This is a genomic window from Vibrio sp. NH-7, from assembly GCF_053643215.1.
In genome coordinates this window covers 675,048-692,737 of record NZ_CM132187.1, presented here as the reverse complement: position 1 = coordinate 692,737, position 17,690 = coordinate 675,048, and the positions used below count along the sequence as shown (strand labels likewise).

Annotated in this window: 15 protein-coding genes; 4 read left to right on the top strand and 11 right to left on the bottom strand. The window is 46.4% G+C overall.

Annotated elements, in window-relative coordinates:
• Positions 1-59: 59 nt before the first annotated feature.
• The 8 genes from mepA to queA form a co-directional block, all read right to left on the bottom strand.
• Positions 60-917, bottom strand: coding sequence for a penicillin-insensitive murein endopeptidase (gene mepA, locus ACUALS_RS03395; RefSeq protein WP_005471495.1), 858 nt, complete (start codon positions 915-917; stop codon positions 60-62).
• A gap of 48 nt (positions 918-965) precedes the next feature.
• Entirely contained in the window at positions 966-1,298 is a 333-nt protein-coding gene (locus tag ACUALS_RS03390) for a DUF1904 domain-containing protein (RefSeq protein WP_005471597.1), read from the bottom strand.
• 106 nt (positions 1,299-1,404) lie between these two features.
• The gene (locus ACUALS_RS03385; protein ID WP_454448852.1) at positions 1,405-1,896 is read right to left on the bottom strand and encodes a hypothetical protein; all 492 of its coding nucleotides are present in this window, start codon (positions 1,894-1,896) and stop codon (positions 1,405-1,407) included.
• 65 nt (positions 1,897-1,961) lie between these two features.
• Positions 1,962-2,909 carry a protein translocase subunit SecF gene (gene secF, locus ACUALS_RS03380; RefSeq protein WP_005471464.1) on the bottom strand — a complete coding sequence of 316 codons (948 nt, stop codon included), beginning with the start codon at positions 2,907-2,909 and terminating at the stop codon, positions 1,962-1,964.
• Between the two features lie 14 nt (positions 2,910-2,923).
• Positions 2,924-4,780: a protein translocase subunit SecD gene (gene secD, locus ACUALS_RS03375; protein ID WP_454448851.1), complete on the bottom strand. Its 1,857-nt coding sequence runs from the start codon at positions 4,778-4,780 to the stop codon at positions 2,924-2,926.
• A 20-nt stretch (positions 4,781-4,800) separates the two neighbouring features.
• Entirely contained in the window at positions 4,801-5,130 is a 330-nt protein-coding gene (gene yajC / locus ACUALS_RS03370; RefSeq protein ID WP_004747918.1) for a preprotein translocase subunit YajC, read from the bottom strand.
• Positions 5,131-5,305: 175 nt separating this feature from the next.
• Positions 5,306-6,442 (bottom strand): tRNA guanosine(34) transglycosylase Tgt, encoded by a 1,137-nt coding sequence (gene tgt, locus ACUALS_RS03365; protein ID WP_454448850.1) that lies wholly within the window; start codon positions 6,440-6,442, stop codon positions 5,306-5,308.
• 166 nt (positions 6,443-6,608) lie between these two features.
• Positions 6,609-7,661, bottom strand: a complete 1,053-nt coding sequence (queA, locus tag ACUALS_RS03360; protein WP_038139897.1) for a tRNA preQ1(34) S-adenosylmethionine ribosyltransferase-isomerase QueA — start codon at positions 7,659-7,661, stop codon at positions 6,609-6,611.
• A gap of 308 nt (positions 7,662-7,969) precedes the next feature.
• On the opposite strand from queA, the gene ACUALS_RS03355 reads away from it, so the two are divergent.
• On the top strand, positions 7,970-8,410 hold the full coding sequence (locus ACUALS_RS03355; protein WP_005471529.1) for a CBS domain-containing protein: 441 nt from the start codon (positions 7,970-7,972) through the stop codon (positions 8,408-8,410).
• Between the two features lie 316 nt (positions 8,411-8,726).
• Positions 8,727-10,667, top strand: a complete 1,941-nt coding sequence (locus ACUALS_RS03350) for a HAMP domain-containing methyl-accepting chemotaxis protein (protein ID WP_454448849.1) — start codon at positions 8,727-8,729, stop codon at positions 10,665-10,667.
• 132 nt (positions 10,668-10,799) lie between these two features.
• Here ACUALS_RS03350 and aceA read toward each other — a convergent pair whose 3' ends face one another.
• From aceA to ACUALS_RS03335, 3 genes are all read right to left on the bottom strand, one after another.
• On the bottom strand, positions 10,800-12,113 hold the full coding sequence (aceA, locus tag ACUALS_RS03345) for an isocitrate lyase (RefSeq protein WP_005471528.1): 1,314 nt from the start codon (positions 12,111-12,113) through the stop codon (positions 10,800-10,802).
• Between the two features lie 120 nt (positions 12,114-12,233).
• The gene (gene aceB / locus ACUALS_RS03340) at positions 12,234-13,880 is read right to left on the bottom strand and encodes a malate synthase A (protein WP_454448848.1); all 1,647 of its coding nucleotides are present in this window, start codon (positions 13,878-13,880) and stop codon (positions 12,234-12,236) included.
• 620 nt (positions 13,881-14,500) lie between these two features.
• On the bottom strand, positions 14,501-15,406 hold the full coding sequence (locus ACUALS_RS03335; protein ID WP_005471575.1) for a hydrogen peroxide-inducible genes activator: 906 nt from the start codon (positions 15,404-15,406) through the stop codon (positions 14,501-14,503).
• Positions 15,407-15,605: 199 nt separating this feature from the next.
• Between ACUALS_RS03335 and ACUALS_RS03330 the strand changes: the two genes are divergently transcribed.
• Complete coding sequence (locus tag ACUALS_RS03330) at positions 15,606-16,214, top strand: peroxiredoxin C (protein ID WP_005471449.1); 609 nt, start codon at positions 15,606-15,608, stop codon at positions 16,212-16,214.
• A gap of 330 nt (positions 16,215-16,544) precedes the next feature.
• Positions 16,545-17,576, top strand: coding sequence for a 2,3,4,5-tetrahydropyridine-2,6-dicarboxylate N-succinyltransferase (gene dapD / locus ACUALS_RS03325; protein ID WP_005471438.1), 1,032 nt, complete (start codon positions 16,545-16,547; stop codon positions 17,574-17,576).
• Positions 17,577-17,690 lie beyond the last annotated feature (114 nt).

Genomic DNA, 17,690 nt, shown 5'->3' with positions numbered 1-17,690 from the left:
CGGGATATATGAAATAAAATTACAAAAACAAGAGTAACTGTGTGGCTATTATGAATTTATCAACGACCATTTACAGCCAGAAGTTGTCGACACTGTTCGGGCATCACTTTTGGTGATTTCTTCTTCGCTTTTACAGAAGCGGCTTTTGGGGCTGCCGGCTTAGGCTGTGGTTTCCAACTCGCCAACTCAGCACCACAACCATCACCTTGTGGTGGCGCTGCTTGTGGCTTACAGTGACGGCTATCTTGCGGGCACTTTAACCTCACGTGCATATGGTAGTGATGACCCCACCACGGGCGCACTTTGCGTAACCAAGCCCGATCACTCGCTTGTTCACTGGCACATAACTTCTCTTTAATCACAGGGTGAACAAAAATTCGCGCCACCTGCTCATCGCTTGCAGCCAGTTTAACCAGCTCAAAATGTCGCGGGTTCCAATTGTTTTTCAGCAGTTGGTATTGCTCGATGTTAACGACACTAAGCGGTTTAGGCTCTGCCAACTGAGTCTGTGACAACGGCTCATCGGCCAGTTTTAACCAGATATCAATATCTAATCCGGTTTGATGGCTGGAATGCCCTGAAGAGAATCGGCCGCCTTGAGGCAGTGACATATCACCGATCAAAATATGTGTGGAGAGCTGCTGCTGAGACAAGGCACCAAGACGCTGGATAAAGCCAATTGCGTCAGGGTGACCATAGTAACGAGCCCGCTGACTTCGAATCACTTGATAACCATCGCCACTTAACGGTAGAGAGGCACCGCCAGCAAGACACCCATTAGCATAACTGCCGATTGACTGAGGCGCTTGTGATGAAGGCTGTGTGACTTGCTCCCAAGGACTGGCGTGTGCTGGTGAGAACACTAAAATAAGCAACAGAGCCCAAAAGCCTTTTCGATAACCGAACGTGATTTTCATTCCCTTGAGCTCCCTTGCTTGCGCCGATTGAAACCGCTCTTATCGGCTCTAGTAGTGTGATCCGTTGTCGTAATAACCTTGCGCATTCAACGCCGTAAAGATAACCGCAACATCGACATCTTCACCGATAATCCCACGAACTTGAGAAGTAATGATCTTAGCCACAGCATCTTGCGTCTCTTGGCCGCGGTCAAACCAAAGCACTTCGACAAATGGGTATGCAGCGCTAACTTCCCCCTCATGGAAAAAGGTACTGTAGATATACTCAAAGGTAAAATCCTCTCTTGGGCAATCCATATGAGGCTGCAACCCGTCAATGAGAGATTGAGAAAGAGTTTGAACCGTTTGTGGTTCGACTGCACGAAAACGTAAATGTGGCATGACTTGCTTCCTATTTATTATTTTCAACCATCATAACAAGTTATGACTTAAAGTTTGTAGCCAATAAGAAAAGTGTGCGGCATCTAGAGAAGTTTATTTTTGCGTTTCACCGCGGAATTAAACTCAGCGAAATGAGCTCGCCATCACTCACCAACTTGGCTTTCCATAATCGGCTTTGCCAAGTTAAAACTCTTGGCTGCGCAGCCGGAAAAGCATTAATGAACTCAATGAGCGCTTTATCGGCCTCTTCAGCCCCTTTAACGATTAACTGCTGGTTCACATCAAACTGTTCCCCAGCGATATCAACGTAGATCAAGAAAAAACCATCACTACGCAGATTCAATTGTAGATCTGAGAATCGATGGTTCGAATACTCACTGAACAACTCCAGCACCCACTGCTCATGAATGCGTTCAGCTTGCCCATAGTAGTCATGGCGATAATAAGTTAACACGTCCTGACACCAGACTTGCTCCTCACATTGCACCCAAGACGATTGCACGTCAGAGACAAACTCTTGGATAGGTGTTGTGAGCAGCAAAGTCGTCGCCGATGCGTGACATGACAGTAAACCAAGCCATAAGACGAGTATGCGCATTCTCTGCCCTCCAAAAACAACAAAGCCGCTGACAAGCAGCGGCTTTACACTCTTATTCGAGATGATTATGGCATCTCGTCGAACTCTGCACCCTCTTTTTCTACTTGAGGTGGCATTAGGTGTTCTTTGGTAATACCCAGTTTCAATGCTAGCGCTGATGCTACGTAGATTGATGAGTAAGTACCAACCGTAATACCCAGTAGAAGTGCGGTTGCGAAGCCATGAATCATAGCCCCACCCTGCGTAAACAGAGCAATAACTACGAACAAGGTAGTACCAGAAGTAATCAAGGTACGGCTCAATGTTTGAGTAATTGAGCTGTTCATGATGTCTGCAGGTTCGCCTTTACGCATCTTACGGAAGTTCTCACGGATACGGTCGAAGACAACAATGGTATCGTTGAGCGAGTAACCGACCACCGTCAATAACGCCGCTACGATAGTCAGGTCCACTTCAATTTGCATCAAAGAGAAGATACCAAGCGTAATAATAACGTCGTGAGCAAGCGCCAATACCGCACCCGCTGCCAAACGCCATTCGAATCGCACCGATACGTAGATCAAGATACAGATAAGCGAAACAAGGATCGCAAGACCACCCGCTTCAGTTAGTTCGTCACCCACGTTAGGGCCTACGAACTCGATTCGACGCATTTCTACGCTTTCACCTGTACCATCTTTGATAGCGTTTAGGATCTGGTTGCCCAGCGTTTCACCCGCAACATCATCACGTGGACGAAGACGTACCATCACGTCACGAGCACTACCAAAGTTCTGTACCGTTGCATCACCAAAGCCTTTTGCTTCAAGCGCGCTACGAATGTCTTCAAGGTTTGCTGGCTGCTCGAAACCCACTTCGATTAGCGTACCGCCTGTAAAATCTAGCCCCCAGTTCAACCACTTGGTTGAGAGAGTAAAGATAGACGCACCAATCATGAGGATTGAGAACACGAATGCCAGCTTCGACCAACGCATAAAGTCGATCGTATTTTCTGCTTTTAGAATCTGAAACATACTAATTCCTAGCCTTAGATCGACAGTTTGTTGATTCGCTTACCACCGTATGCAAGGTTCACGATACAACGTGTACCCACAATGGCTGTAAACATAGACGTTAAGATACCGATAGATAGCGTGACCGCGAAACCTTTGATCGCGCCCGTACCCACTGCAAACAGGATGATCGCTGTGATTAGGGTCGTGATGTTCGCATCGGCAATGGTACTGAATGCATTTGCATAGCCTTGGTGAATTGCTTGCTGAGGGCTGCGGCCATCACGAAGCTCTTCACGAATACGCTCAAAGATCAATACGTTCGCATCGACGGCCATACCGACGGTAAGAACGATACCCGCAATACCCGGTAGGGTCATGGTTGCACCAGGAATCATCGACATCACACCAATGATCAACACTAGGTTCGCCATTAGCGCGACGTTAGCAATCAAGCCAAACTTGCGGTAGTAAACCAAGGTAAACAGCATTACCGCAACCATACCCCAAATCATCGCTTGGATGCCCATATCGATGTTTTGCTGACCCATAGATGGACCAATGGTACGCTCTTCAACAATCGAGATCGGTGCAATCAAAGCACCTGCACGAAGTAGAAGTGCTAGGTTGTGGGCTTCTGCCGCAGAATCAATACCTGTGATACGGAAGTTACGACCTAGCGCAGATTGAATCGTTGCTTGGTTGATCACTTCTTCGTGCTTGTTCAGAATCACACGGCCTTCAGGAGTTCGGCGACCGCTGTCTTTGTATTCAGCGAACACCGTTGCCATTAGCTTACCGATATTCTGGCGTGAGAACGCAGCCATCTTGTTACCACCTTCGCTGTCTAGCGAGATGTTAACTTGAGGGCGACCATATTCATCAACACTTGAACTTGCGTCAGTAATGCTTTGACCGCCTAGAATGACACGCTTCTTAAGCACAACTGGGCGACCATCACGGTCTTGCTTGATTTCGCTGCCAGCTGGCGCGCGGCCATTAGCAGCTGCAGCAAGATCCGCTTGAGAGTCCACTTCACGGAACTCAAGCGTAGCGGTTGCACCAAGAATTTCTTTCGCGCGAGCGGTGTCTTGAACACCAGGTAACTCAACTACAATTCGGCTTGCACCTTGACGCTGAACAAGAGGCTCAGCAACACCCAGTTCGTTTACACGGTTACGCAGAATCGTAATGTTCTGCTCTACCGCATAGTTGCGAATTTCAGTTAGACGTTGCTCAGTAAAGGTTGCGGTCAATGCAAAGCGACCATTCGAATCTGAATCAACAAAGATCATATCCGGATGGTTTTTCTCAAGTAGTGCTTCGGCTTCAGCAAGTTGCTCGGCGTTGCGAAGTAAAACTTCTACGCCGTCTTTCCCTGCAGGGCGAATGGCACGGTAACGAAGTTTCGCTTCACGTAGCTCACTACGGAAAGCTTCTTCCTGTTGACCAACCAACTTCTCCATTGCAGCGTCCATGTCGACTTCCATCAGGAAGTGAACACCACCACGTAGGTCAAGACCAAGCTTCATTGGATTTGCACCAATAGACTCAAGCCAGTCAGGGGTTGCAGGAGCAAGGTTCAGAGCAACAATCTTGTCTTTGCCAAGCGCTTCATTGATCACGTCACGAGCACTAATTTGCGTATCAGTGTCGTTAAAACGTACGAGAATAGATCCATTTTCTAAGGCAATGGATTTATGAGATAAGCCCTCTTTATCAAGAGCTTGTGTGACAGAATCCAGCGTTGACATATCAACAGAGGCGCCACGCGCCCCTGTAACTTGAATAGCCGGATCTTCACCGTAAATATTTGGAAGTGCGTACAAGGCCGCAACGGCGATGGTTAACACCACCATCAGATACTTCCATAATGGATAGCGGTTTAGCACAGCGGAGATCCTTTAGCTGTTTATAGAGACTTAAGCGTACCTTTTGGTAGCACTGCAGTAACGAAATCTTTCTTGATTACAACTTCGTTATTTGTGTTTAGCTCGATTGAGATGTAGTCGTTGTCTTCTGCGATTTTAGTGATTTTACCCACTAGACCACCGCTTGTTAGCACTTCATCACCTTTACCCATCGAGCTCATTAGACTCTTATGCTCTTTTACACGCTTAGCTTGTGGACGGTAGATCATGAAGTAGAAGATCACCGCGAACATACCTAACATGATTAGCATTTCGAAACCGCCGCCTGCTGGTGCACCTTCTGCTGCTGCGTGAGCTTGAGAAATAAACATTAAAACATCCTCTAGTATTTTTTATTAATGTCCAAGTTGGGCTTTCGCAATTTAGTTTCAAGTCTGAGAGTGACTAATAGAGATCGCTCTCTCAAAAATAGCTTGCGTTCGCCTACTTTATTAGCAAAAGCCTCTGGCAAAGTGCCAAAGGCTTTGAATCTTTATATCGTGTCGATTACTGCTCTTTCGATAGTGGCGGCACTTCACGGCCACGACGCTCATAGAACTCTTTCACGAACTCATCGAATCGATCTTCATCAATCGCTGTACGGATACTTTCCATTAGGCGTTGGTAGTAACGAAGATTGTGGATCGTATTTAGACGCGCACCCAAGATTTCGTTACAACGCTCTAAGTGGTGCAAGTACGACTTCGAGTAGTTTTGACAAGTGTAACAGTCACAGTGTGGATCCAATGGCGTTGTATCTGTTTTATGTTTCGCATTACGGATCTTGATCACACCGCCAGTCACAAATAGGTGACCATTACGAGCATTACGCGTTGGCATTACACAGTCAAACATGTCGATACCACGGCGAACGCCTTCAACCAAGTCTTCAGGTTTACCTACACCCATTAGGTAGCGAGGCTTGTCTTCTGGTAGCTGAGGACATGTGTGCTCTAGGATGCGGTGCATGTCTTCTTTAGGTTCACCAACTGCAAGACCACCGACAGCGTAGCCATCAAAACCGATTTCAGTTAGGCCTTTTACAGACACATCACGCAGGTCTTCGTAAACACCACCTTGAACAATACCAAAAAGGTTGTTCGGGTTTTCTAGCTTATCGAAGTGATCGCGAGAACGCTGTGCCCAACGCAGTGACATTTCCATCGACTTCTTCGCTTCATCGTGTGTCGCTGGGTATGGCGTACACTCGTCGAAGATCATTACGATATCCGAACCTAGGTCCTTCTGGATTTCCATCGACTTTTCAGCGTCCATGAAGATCTTGTCACCGTTTACAGGGTTGCGGAAATGTACGCCTTCTTCAGTGATTGTGCGCATTTTACCTAGGCTGAATACTTGGAAACCGCCTGAATCCGTAAGAATAGGACCGTGCCAGTTCATGAAATCGTGCAGGTCGCCGTGCATTTTCATGATTTCTTGACCAGGGCGTAGCCATAGGTGGAATGTGTTACCAAGCAGGATTTCAGCGCCTGTGCCTTTTACTTCTTCAGGAGTCATACCTTTAACGGTACCGTAAGTACCTACTGGCATGAATGCTGGCGTTTGAACTGTGCCACGTTCGAAGGTCAGTTGACCACGACGTGCAACACCGTCTTTTTTCTTAAGATCGAATTTTAACTTCACGAAGCCTCCGGTTGTCAGAGAAACAGTCTGACGATATTTTCGGGATTATCCCATTGTAGGAGCGGTCGCCTTCCGTGCGAGATACCAACCAGCCTTCTGGTCAGCCTCCTAGCATACTGCTAGCACTCGTAAATCATAAATGGTGAAAAAGCTAACTAGCACAAGGCTAGTCAGTTTTTTTCTTGATGAACATCGAGTCACCATAAGAGAAGAAACGGTACTTGTTCTCTACAGCGTGTTTGTATGCGTTCATCGTATTTTCATAACCTGCGAATGCGCTGACCAACATGATCAGTGTCGATTCTGGCAGGTGGAAGTTAGTGATTAGACAATCCACTAACTGGTATTCGTAACCTGGGAAGATGAAGATCTCGGTATCACCGAAGAAAGGAGCCAACTCAGTGCCCTTTTTGATCGCATCTTGCGCGGCACTTTCTAGAGAGCGTACAGACGTAGTCCCCACGGCAATAATACGGCCGCCACGTGCTTTGGTGGCGTTAATTGCATCCACCACTTCTTGTGGTACTTCAACATACTCAGCATGCATGTGGTGTTCATTGATATTGTCGACTTTCACAGGTTGGAACGTACCTGCACCCACATGCAAGGTAACGTAGGCAAACTCAACGCCTTTTGCTTTGATCTTTTCAAGCAAAGGTTCATCAAAGTGAAGACCTGCCGTTGGCGCCGCAACCGCACCCGGTTTTTCATTGTAAACCGTTTGGTAGCGCTCTTTATCTGAATCTTCATCAGGGCGGTCAATATACGGAGGAAGTGGCATGTGGCCGATTTCTTCCAATACCGCCAGTACATTTTGTTCTGCGTTAAACTTCAGCTCAAACAGTGCATCATGACGCGCCACCATTTCCGCTGAGTATTCATCGTTTTCACCAATGAAAATCGTCGTTCCCGGCTTTGGAGATTTAGAGCAGCGAACATGCGCAAGAATGCTTTTCTCATCCAGCACGCGTTCTACAAGCACTTCCAGCTTACCGCCCGACTCTTTTCGACCGAACATACGTGCAGGAATCACTCGCGTGTTGTTAAACACCACCAAGTCGCCTGGCTGGACTTGCTCTAAAACATCGGTAAATGTGCCATCAACCAGTTCGCCGGTATTGCCATCCATTTGCAATAAACGGCTCGCAGTGCGTTCTGGCTGTGGGTAACGAGCAATAAGCTCATCCGGTAAGTCAAAATGGAAATCAGATACTTGCATGTTACTAAATCTTTTGTCGTGGTTTTTCATGTGAGTCGAACTGATTCTGTCACAAACAGACGACGAGTTTTTCGCAGCCGACTAGTATATTCTGCGTGCTCGCAATATCAAGGAAAGAGATGTGAATTATTGTAATCATTTGCCCCATTTAACCCTTCATTTGCCTCCCGCTCTCGCCGAGTGAACTCACCATTGATTTACCGCAAAAAAGTTGCGGTTATCGGGACAAAAACGCGTTCAGCTCTCAAACTCAAGTGAAGAAAATCACTATATTTAAAGAGCAAAAAAGAATAAATCAGGAGGCAGCCATGATTAAGGTAGAAGATATGATGACGCGTAACCCGCATACGCTTCTTCGCTCCCACAATCTCGCCGATGCCAAAAACATGATGGAAGCGCTCGACATCCGTCATGTTCCTATCATCGATGCGGATAGAAAGTTATTGGGCGTCGTCTCACAGCGTGATGTACTCGCCGCACAAGAATCAAGCCTACAAAAACTTCCCGAAAGTCAGTCCTATACTCTCAATACTCCGCTTTATGAAGTGATGAAAACCAGCATTATGTCCGTCGCGCCACAAGCAGGGTTGAAAGAGAGCGCAATCTACATGCAGAAACACAAAGTGGGCTGTTTACCTGTGGTAGATAAAGGCCATTTGGTTGGCATTATTACCGACAGCGACTTTGTTTCAATCGCCATCAATTTACTTGAACTGCAAGAAGAAGCCGAACCAGAAGAAATGGAGTAGATGCGAACGTCTACATAGCAATGGAAGCGCACGATATCGCTAGCGCTTCCATCACCCTCGACATCGTAATTTGCCATAACACCGACAAGCTATTGTCGCGGCTAGAGAATATTACTCTCACCGTCGGGTATATACCGATTTCCCTCTACAAAGCCACCAGCAACAAGGCATTTTTGCCTAAAGGTCACTCCATCAGATTATTTCTCTGAAAAAACGCCAATCTGTCATTATAATTTAGTTACAAAACTATAAACATAGATACATACCCACGTCAGTCCACACCAATTGAAAAAGTCAGCTTAACAGGAACATTGGTATGAGCCTTAAAAAATTATTAACCCTTGGTTTTGGGGTAATCTTAGGCCTAATTTTGGTCATCTCCGTTGTCGCTTCATTTCGATTCTATCAATCCAGTGGTGGGTTCAATACCTACCGTGCGCTGGCATTAACCAGTGTCTCTACGGGGCGTATTCAAGCCAATATTCTTGAGGCGCGTTTAGCCGCCTTAAAGTACATTCAGAACCATAATCCAGAAAACATCGCTGCGCTAAATGAGCGCATCAACACCGCTATCTCTTTGATAGAAGAGGTTCTCAACTCGCATATTGATGATGGTCACAAGTCAGAGTTTGTCTCGATTGAAAATCAGTTAAAACAGTATAAGCAAGGCTTCAACCAAGTGATACAACTGGTCAATCAGCGTAATCAGTTGGTCAAAGAGCAATTGGATCCTGCTGGCTTAAATATGCGTGTGTCAGTCACTAATATTATGAACCAGGCTGCGACTGAGGATGATTTAGATGTGGCAGTCAGCGCGGGCACACTTCAGCAACATTTGTTGTTGTCGCGCCTTTATGCTTCTAAATTCCTTACCAGTAATGCACAAAATGATGCAGAGCGCGCCAACGAAGAGTTTGCCAAAGTGGCACAAATCGCTGAGCAAGTTGAATCTCAGTTGATGACGTCAGAGCAAATTTCCCATCTCAATGCATTTCAAGCGTCATTTAAGCAGTACCGTGAAACGTTCAATAACGTAGTAACGACGATCAATTCCCGCAACCAAGTTATCTCTGGCACGCTAGATGTCATGGGCGCCTCTGCGGCGGCAACCATTGAAGAGATAAAACTCGCGACAAAAGAAAACCAAGACAGCGTTGGTCCTGAAATGGTCGATCGCTTCTCAAATGCTCAGTGGACCATTTTTGTACTTTCTGCAATCGTGATCATTATTGCGCTGGGCATTGCCATTGCTATTTATCGTAGCGTGCTAAAAGTGGTCGGTGGCGAACCAAGTGATATTGAAAAAATTGTCGCAGACGTATCCAAGGGTGACTTATCTAACCATATCCAAACGACAGGCAACGAAACCGGGATCTACGCCAACATATTGCAAATGCGCACTGAGCTTCGCCGAATCATTGATGGCTTCCACCAGATCTCAGACAACGTTTCATCCGCTTCAGTTGAGCTAACCGCCGTCATGGGCGAAACGGAAAACAATGCTCGCCAAGAGCTGAGTCAAATGGAGCAAATTGCAACGGCGATCAATGAACTTTCAAGCACCGCAAGTGAAGTGAGCCAAAACGCCGCGAACGCTGAAAACGCAGCATCTGAAGCGTCTACCAATGTGCAAAATGGCGGTAACTCTCTCGACTCCTCAGACCAAATTGCAAGTAAAGTGGACAGCTCGATTGGCGAAACGTCGAAAATTGTTAACCAACTGCAAGAGTACTCTGTCGAGATTGGCACGGTCGTGGAAGTGATTAACTCTATTTCAGAGCAAACTAATTTGCTGGCATTGAACGCAGCCATCGAGGCCGCTCGTGCTGGGGAGCAAGGGCGTGGATTTGCTGTTGTTGCCGATGAAGTCCGCTCTCTTGCAGCGAAAACTCAGCAATCAACCGTCGATATTCAAGAAATCATCTCGCGCTTACAGGCTCAAGCAAAAGATGCCAATCAGTTTATGCAATCTAACTTAGCGCTCGCTGAAGAGTCACGTAAATACAGTGACGAACTCAGATCGGCATTTACCTCGATTACTGAGTCGGTTGGTTTGATTTCTGATATGAACACTCAGGTTGCGACCGCATCTGAAGAGCAGTCTGGCGTGACACAAGACATTTCACAAAACGTCTCTCTTACCTTCGATCTGGTCAACCAAAACGTCTCCGGTATTCAGCAAAGTAAGAGCGCCAGTGAAGAGCTTGCCTCTTTGGCGGTTAAACAAAAAGATCTGTTAAGCTTTTTCAAACTTTAAGGCATAAAAAAGAGCGGCCTGCGCCGCTCAAAGCATGTCAAAGTTTATGCCTAAACAGAATATCTGTACCTAAAATCGAGAGAGTTAACGCCTGACTATTAACTCTCTCGAGCGGTACGAATGGCTAAGGGATTAAAATTGGTCCTCTTCGGTAGAGCCAGTCAGTGCCGTCACTGAAGAGTTACCACCTTGAATGGTGTTAGTCATCTTATCGAAGTAACCGGTACCCACTTCTTGTTGGTGTGCAACGAATGTGTAGCCTTTCTCTGCCGCTTGGAACTCAGGACGTTGTACTTTCTCAACGTAGTGACGCATACCCTCACCTTTCGCATAGTCATGCGCAAGCTCAAACATGTTGAACCACATGTTGTGGATACCCGCCAAAGTGATGAACTGGTACTTGTAACCCATGTCAGAAAGCTCTTGTTGGAACTTCGCAATGGTTTCTGCGTCTAGGTTCTTCTCCCAGTTGAACGATGGAGAACAGTTGTAAGCAAGCAGTTGGTCTGGGTATTCCGCGTGAATCGCTTCTGCGAATTTACGCGCTTCCTCTAGACAAGGCGTTGCCGTCTCACACCAAATTAAGTCAGCGTATGGTGCGTAAGCCAGACCGCGAGAGATTGCTTGGTCAATACCAGCACGTACACGGTAGAAACCTTCTTGAGTACGCTCACCAACGATGAAGTCTTTATCGTATGGGTCACAGTCTGATGTTAGTAGGTCAGCGGCGTTTGCATCCGTACGAGCAATTACCAGCGTTGTCGTGCCTGCAACGTCTGCTGCTAGGCGCGCAGCAACCAATTTTTGCACCGCTTCTTGCGTCGGAACCAGTACTTTACCGCCCATGTGACCACATTTTTTCACTGAGGCAAGTTGGTCTTCGAAGTGAACACCCGCTGCGCCCGCATCAATCATCGACTTCATTAGCTCGTAAGCATTAAGTACACCACCAAAGCCTGCTTCCGCATCCGCAACGATAGGTAGGAAGTAATCAATACCGCCTTCATCCGCTGGAGACTTACCTGCTGACCATTGAATTTGGTCGGCACGACGGAATGAGTTGTTGATACGCTTAACCACAGACGGTACTGAGTCTACTGGGTATAGCGATTGGTCAGGGTACATGGTTGACGCTGTGTTGTTATCAGCAGCAACTTGCCAACCTGAAAGGTAAATCGCTTCAATGCCTGCTTTTGCCTGCTGCACTGCTTGTCCACCCGTCAGTGCGCCCAGACAGTTTACGTAGCCTTTTTTTGCATCACCGTTGACTAGTGACCACAATTTATCCGCACCACGCTGTGCAATCGTGTTAGCAGGAACCATTGAACCACGAAGTTCAACAACTTCTTCAGCAGTATATGGACGCTTTACCTGTTTCCAACGTGGGTTGGTTGCCCAGTCTTTTTCCAGAGCTTCAATTTGTTGGCGGCGAGTTAAGTTAGTCATCGGTCTATCCCTCTTTGATGAGCGCTTCTATTTGTATCAACACGAGCGCTGTTATTGCTTTTCGTTGGCGGTACTTCCTGCTCCGCCGCAGACATTCACGTTATTGTTTCGTTGTTTGTTCTAGTCCAAGTAGTCATAACCTGGAATAGTAAGGAAATTGGTGAGTTCATCACTGGTGGTCAGCTTCGCCATTAAGTCAGCGGCTTCTTCAAAGCGCCCTGATTGATAACGTTCATTGCCCACTTCTTGCTTCACAACCTCGATCTCTTCTGTCAGATATTGTTCAAATAGCGCTTTAGTCACGGTTTGTCCGTTGTCTAAAGATTTGCCATGTTGAATCCATTGCCAAATCGAAGCGCGAGAGATTTCAGCGGTCGCCGCGTCTTCCATCAGGCCATAAATAGGCACACAGCCATTGCCTGAGATCCAAGCCTCGATGTATTGCAGCGCAACTCGAATGTTGTGGCGCATCCCCTGCTCTGTGATGCCTCCATCACACGGGGCGAGCAGGTCTTCTGCCGTCACAGGCGCATCTTGCTCACGAGAAACATTCAGCTGGTTGCTTCGCTGACCTAACGCTTGGTCAAACACAGCCAGTGCCGTATCGGCAAGTCCTGGATGCGCGACCCAAGTGCCGTCATGGCCGTTGCTCGCTTCGAGTGATTTGTCGTTGTAAACCTTATCAAGCACCTGTTGATTGGTTTGCGGGTCTTTCGCTGGGATAAAGGCGGCCATCCCTCCCATTGCGAAAGCGCCTCGCTTGTGACAAGTACGAACAAGTAAACGCGAATAAGCATTTAGGAACGGCTTGTCCATTGTCACCACCTGGCGGTCCGGCAGCACGCGATCGGGGTGTTTTTTCAAGGTTTTAATGTAGCTAAAGATGTAATCCCAGCGGCCACAGTTAAGACCAACGATGTGCTCTTTGAGTGAGAACAAAATCTCATCCATCTCAAACACTGCAGGCAAGGTTTCAATTAATACAGTGGCTTTGATGGTGCCAGTATCCAAGCCGAAATAGTCTTCGGTGAAGTGGAATACCTGGCTCCACCACTGCGCTTCTTTGTGCGATTGCAGCTTTGGAATATAAAAGTAAGGGCCGCTGCCTTTTTTCAACAACGATTTGTGGTTGTTGTAAAAGTAAAGCGCAAAGTCAAACAGCGCCCCTGGAATGATCTGTCCATTGAAAGTTACGTGTTTTTCTTTTAGATGTAAGCCACGCACGCGGCAGATCAAAACGGCTGGGTCATCATCCAGCGCATAGTGCTTGCCATTGACCGGATTGGTGTAACTGATGGTACCTTCAACCGCATCGCGCAAGTTGATTTGTCCATCGAGCACTTTATCCCAAGCGGGCGCCATCGAATCTTCAAAATCCGCCATGAATACTTTTACATTGGCATTCAATGCGTTGATAACCATTTTTCGGTCAGTTGGACCGGTAATCTCAACGCGGCGATCTTGTAGGTCGTGCGGTATCCCTTGGATCTTCCAGCTCCCTTCACGAATATCTTGCGTATCCTCTAGGAAATCCGGCAACTCACCAGCATCGATGCGCGCTTGCTTCTCTTCTCGAGCAGCAAGCAACTCATCGACCTGACTAGCGAATTTGTCACACAGCAGAGATAAAAAGGTTTGGGCTTCAACAGGGAAAATCGCTTGATGGTCTGGTGAAAGGGTACCAATCACATCAAGCATGCCTTCTTTACGTAGGGTTTCTTGGGCTTCTGCTGTTGTTTGTTCTCTATCTGGTGTATTGGCAAGCATAATTCGTTCCTTCCAAAGCTCGTTTTATCCGGATTACATTTGTAACTATCAAACAACAAGACCACATCCTCACTCTTTGCTATTTGATTCCGATTTTTCTGTTTTGTGGCTCTACTTTCGCCAACCTTGGATAGGTTTGCAATCTAGACATAAGTCTTACTAGGCCTGCATTTAAGCTATACCAACATGCGTTAGAGTAAAAGACCTAAAGTAAACAAAACGTTAAATTCAAAGTTTTGTTCCGCTCAATGCAAGTTGTTGATTTTGATCACCAAACCGTAACCAGTTACGTAATTTAATTACAGTAAAATTGGCAATGTAAAATCGTTTCAAACAAGTGTTTAACTTTAAAGAGGAGAGGAGTAAGCCTTGTTGAGCAAGGCTGAAGGGCGATATGCAACCATTGGGTTAAACAGGCTGTTTTTTTACAGCTGTAAAATTCACATTGTGAAATTTCACAATTTAATGAAATCTTCATCAAAATTTCGTTGTGAAATTTTACAAGTCAAAGTTTACCAACAGAATAAAATGCTAAAAAGCACACTAAAACTAGTGTGCTTTTTGAGGTGATATTGGGGCGCTCAGCTAATACTAAGCGCTAAAACCGGATGAAATAAATATCAAAGCAGTTCAGAAACGACATCTGCAAGCTGATTAAAGGTACTGACTCGGGAAGAACTCGGACGCCAAACCAAGCCAATATGTCGATGGGCTTGCTGCCCAGGTGCATCAACAACCACTAAGTTTTGGTTATCAATCAAACCATGATCGATCGCCATTTGCGGAATAAAGGTGGTGCCCATCCCGTTCGCCACCATTTGCACTAAGGTATGAAGGCTCGTCGCTGAAAACGGATTGATCTTCTCTTTATCAGTCAATTGACAGGCAGAGACGGCATGTTCAGTCAAACAGTGCTCTTTCTCTAATAAGAAAACAAATTCATTCGGCAAGTCTGCATACTTTATGGGAGTTTGAATCGCGTCAGCTTGATTTTGACTGATGATCATTCGAAACGGGTCATTACCCACAATGCGACTGTCCATGCCATCGATATCAACCGGCAATGCCAAGATAAGAACATCCAGTTCGCCATGACGCAGCGCTTCAAGAAGATTCGTTGTCGTGTCTTCTCTTAGTAGTAGGTTTAATTGAGGAAAGCGCTGATTCACCTCTTGTACGAGGTCACAGAGTAAGAAAGGTGCAATGGTCGGTATACAACCCACTCGCAGTTGGCCTTCCATCTCGCCGCCTTGGCACAAACGGCCAAGTTCAACTAAGTCTTGACCTTTGGCCAATAAATCGCGACCGCTTTGGACAACGAGCTCGCCAGCTTGAGTAAACACCAGTGGGCTTTTCTTGTCTTTTTTCTCATAGAGAGGACAGCCAATCAGTTCTTCTAGATTTTGAATGCCTTTACTTAAGGTCGATTGACTCACGAAGCACTTTTCCGCCGCTTCGCTAAAATGACGCGTTTCATGCAGGGTGATCAGGTAATGTAACTGTTTAAGACTAGGCCACTTATTCATAGAACTATTTATAACTAACAGGTAGAAGTTGACCAAGTTAATGAATTCGAACTTATCGCTTTTTTCGATTAACTTAATCTATTTAATTCGCTTTTTCCCATACTACAATCTGTACTATAGTTTGTCGCGTACAAACACGGACTGAGTTGATAAAACTGACATCAATTCGGAACTAACCATACTTTTTAGGAGCAAAAAAATGGTACTAGTAGGTCGTCAAGCCCCAGATTTTACTGCTGCAGCTGTTCTAGGTAACGGTGAGATCGTTGATAACTTCAACTTCGCAGAGTTCACTAAAGGTAAGAAAGCAGTTGTTTTCTTCTACCCACTAGACTTCACTTTCGTTTGCCCATCAGAGCTAATCGCTTTTGACAACCGTCTTGCTGATTTCCAAGCTAAAGGCGTTGAAGTAATCGGTGTTTCTATCGATTCTCAATTCTCTCACAACGCATGGCGTAACACTGCTATCGAAGATGGCGGTATCGGTCAAGTTAAGTACCCACTAGTTGCTGACGTTAAGCACGAAATCTGTAAAGCATACGACGTTGAGCACCCAGAAGCAGGCGTTGCTTTCCGTGGTTCTTTCCTAATCGACGAAGACGGTCTAGTACGTCACCAAGTAGTTAACGACCTACCACTAGGCCGTAACATCGACGAAATGCTACGCATGGTAGACGCACTTAACTTCCACCAGAAGCACGGCGAAGTATGTCCTGCACAATGGGAAGAAGGTAAAGCAGGTATGGACGCATCGCCAAAAGGTGTTGCAGCGTTCCTATCTGAGCACGCATCAGACCTAAGCAAGTAATTGCTTAAACACACCTAAGCTCAAAGGGTGTGATGGTTGGACGATATAAAGCTATAAGCACTAAGCGCGAAAAGCGCAACGCCAATCAGTTATAAGTAAAGTCTTAATCAAAAACCCGAAGCCATGCTTCGGGTTTTTTTATACCCCTTTATGGGCCTATCCCTATATAGGCAGAAAGACAACATATCGCTAAAGAGACAAAAAATATCGGCTTACAGACTTTCTCGATTTCAGCCCTTTAAAGTCCCGATAGCTCTCTTTATGATGACTCTAACTTAATTTGAGAGAGCAACGACGCCCTCTAAGCAAATACAAACACGGAGATTCAACATGGCTTACTTTTCTCTTGCTTTTGGTACCGCGACTAAAAACCGCGACGGCAAAATCATTGAAGCATTTTTCCCAAACCCAGTACTAAACCCTGCAGATGCACTTGTTGACGCAGTAGCAAAAGTGGCAGGTTACGAGCAAGGCAACCAGGCGATCGAAATCTCTGCAGCGCAAAGTGCTGAACTTGCCGCAGCGTTTGAAGCAAATGGTGATAGCGCCAACGCGTCATTCGCAGCGAAAGCCGCAGAATCGGCTCAACCACTTGTGCTTGTTGTTCTTGCAACTGATGAAAAGCCAGCATCGGTTGCTGAAGGCTTCTTAAAACTACAACTTATCTCTAACCGTCTAGTGCAGCCACACGGCACAGTACTGGATGGTATCTTTGGCCTACTGCACAATATCGCGTGGACAAACGAAGGCCCAATCGACTTACCTGAACTTGCTGATCGTCAAATCGAAGCTCGCCTAGCGGGTCGCGCACTGTCTGTAGACTGTGTCGACAAGTTCCCTAAAATGGTTGATTACGTGGTACCAGCAGGTGTTCGTATTGCGGACACGTCTCGCGTTCGTCTTGGCGCACATGTGGGTGAAGGTACAACGGTAATGCACGAAGGCTTCATCAACTTCAACGCGGGTACCACTGGCGTAAGCATGGTTGAAGGTCGTATTTCTGCGGGTGTTGTGGTTGGTAACGGCTCAGATATCGGTGGCGGCGCATCTATCATGGGCACACTATCTGGCGGTGGTACCGTGGTTGTGTCTATCGGTGAAAACTCACTGCTAGGCGCAAACGCAGGTCTTGGTTTCCCTCTAGGCGACCGTTGTACGGTTGAATCTGGTCTATACGTAACTGCAGGTTCAAAAGTGCGCATGCTAGACTCTTCTGGCCAAGAAGTAGAAGTGGTTAAAGCGCGTGATCTTGCTGGCGTGTCTGATCTTCTATTCCGCCGCAACTCTGTGACGGGTCAAATTGAATGTCTTGCAAACAAATCAGCAGTTGAACTGAACAGTGAGCTTCACAGCAACAACTAATTCAGCATATCTGCTCTAAAAAATCCCCCTTCAGTGATCTGTTGGGGGATTTTTTGCTTAAGCCTCACGCTATGACGATAAGCGCAATTGCCGATGACGTTGTTTTATCTTCCA

Bases quoted from the DNA above. Each gene is read 5' to 3' on its own strand.
- ACUALS_RS03330 (WP_005471449.1), top strand. From the start codon at position 15,606: ATGGTACTAGTAGGTCGTCAAGCCCCAGATTTTACTGCTGCAGCTGTT.
- secF (WP_005471464.1), bottom strand. From the start codon at position 2,909: ATGTTTCAGATTCTAAAAGCAGAAAATACGATCGACTTTATGCGTTGG.
- aceB (WP_454448848.1), bottom strand. From the start codon at position 13,880: ATGCTTGCCAATACACCAGATAGAGAACAAACAACAGCAGAAGCCCAA.
- ACUALS_RS03335 (WP_005471575.1), bottom strand. From the start codon at position 15,406: ATGAATAAGTGGCCTAGTCTTAAACAGTTACATTACCTGATCACCCTG.
- ACUALS_RS03350 (WP_454448849.1), top strand. From the start codon at position 8,727: ATGAGCCTTAAAAAATTATTAACCCTTGGTTTTGGGGTAATCTTAGGC.
- yajC (WP_004747918.1), bottom strand. From the start codon at position 5,130: ATGTTTATTTCTCAAGCTCACGCAGCAGCAGAAGGTGCACCAGCAGGC.
- ACUALS_RS03390 (WP_005471597.1), bottom strand. From the start codon at position 1,298: ATGCCACATTTACGTTTTCGTGCAGTCGAACCACAAACGGTTCAAACT.
- ACUALS_RS03355 (WP_005471529.1), top strand. From the start codon at position 7,970: ATGATTAAGGTAGAAGATATGATGACGCGTAACCCGCATACGCTTCTT.
- aceA (WP_005471528.1), bottom strand. From the start codon at position 12,113: ATGACTAACTTAACTCGCCGCCAACAAATTGAAGCTCTGGAAAAAGAC.
- mepA (WP_005471495.1), bottom strand. From the start codon at position 917: ATGAAAATCACGTTCGGTTATCGAAAAGGCTTTTGGGCTCTGTTGCTT.
- dapD (WP_005471438.1), top strand. From the start codon at position 16,545: ATGGCTTACTTTTCTCTTGCTTTTGGTACCGCGACTAAAAACCGCGAC.
- queA (WP_038139897.1), bottom strand. From the start codon at position 7,661: ATGCAAGTATCTGATTTCCATTTTGACTTACCGGATGAGCTTATTGCT.
- ACUALS_RS03385 (WP_454448852.1), bottom strand. From the start codon at position 1,896: ATGCGCATACTCGTCTTATGGCTTGGTTTACTGTCATGTCACGCATCG.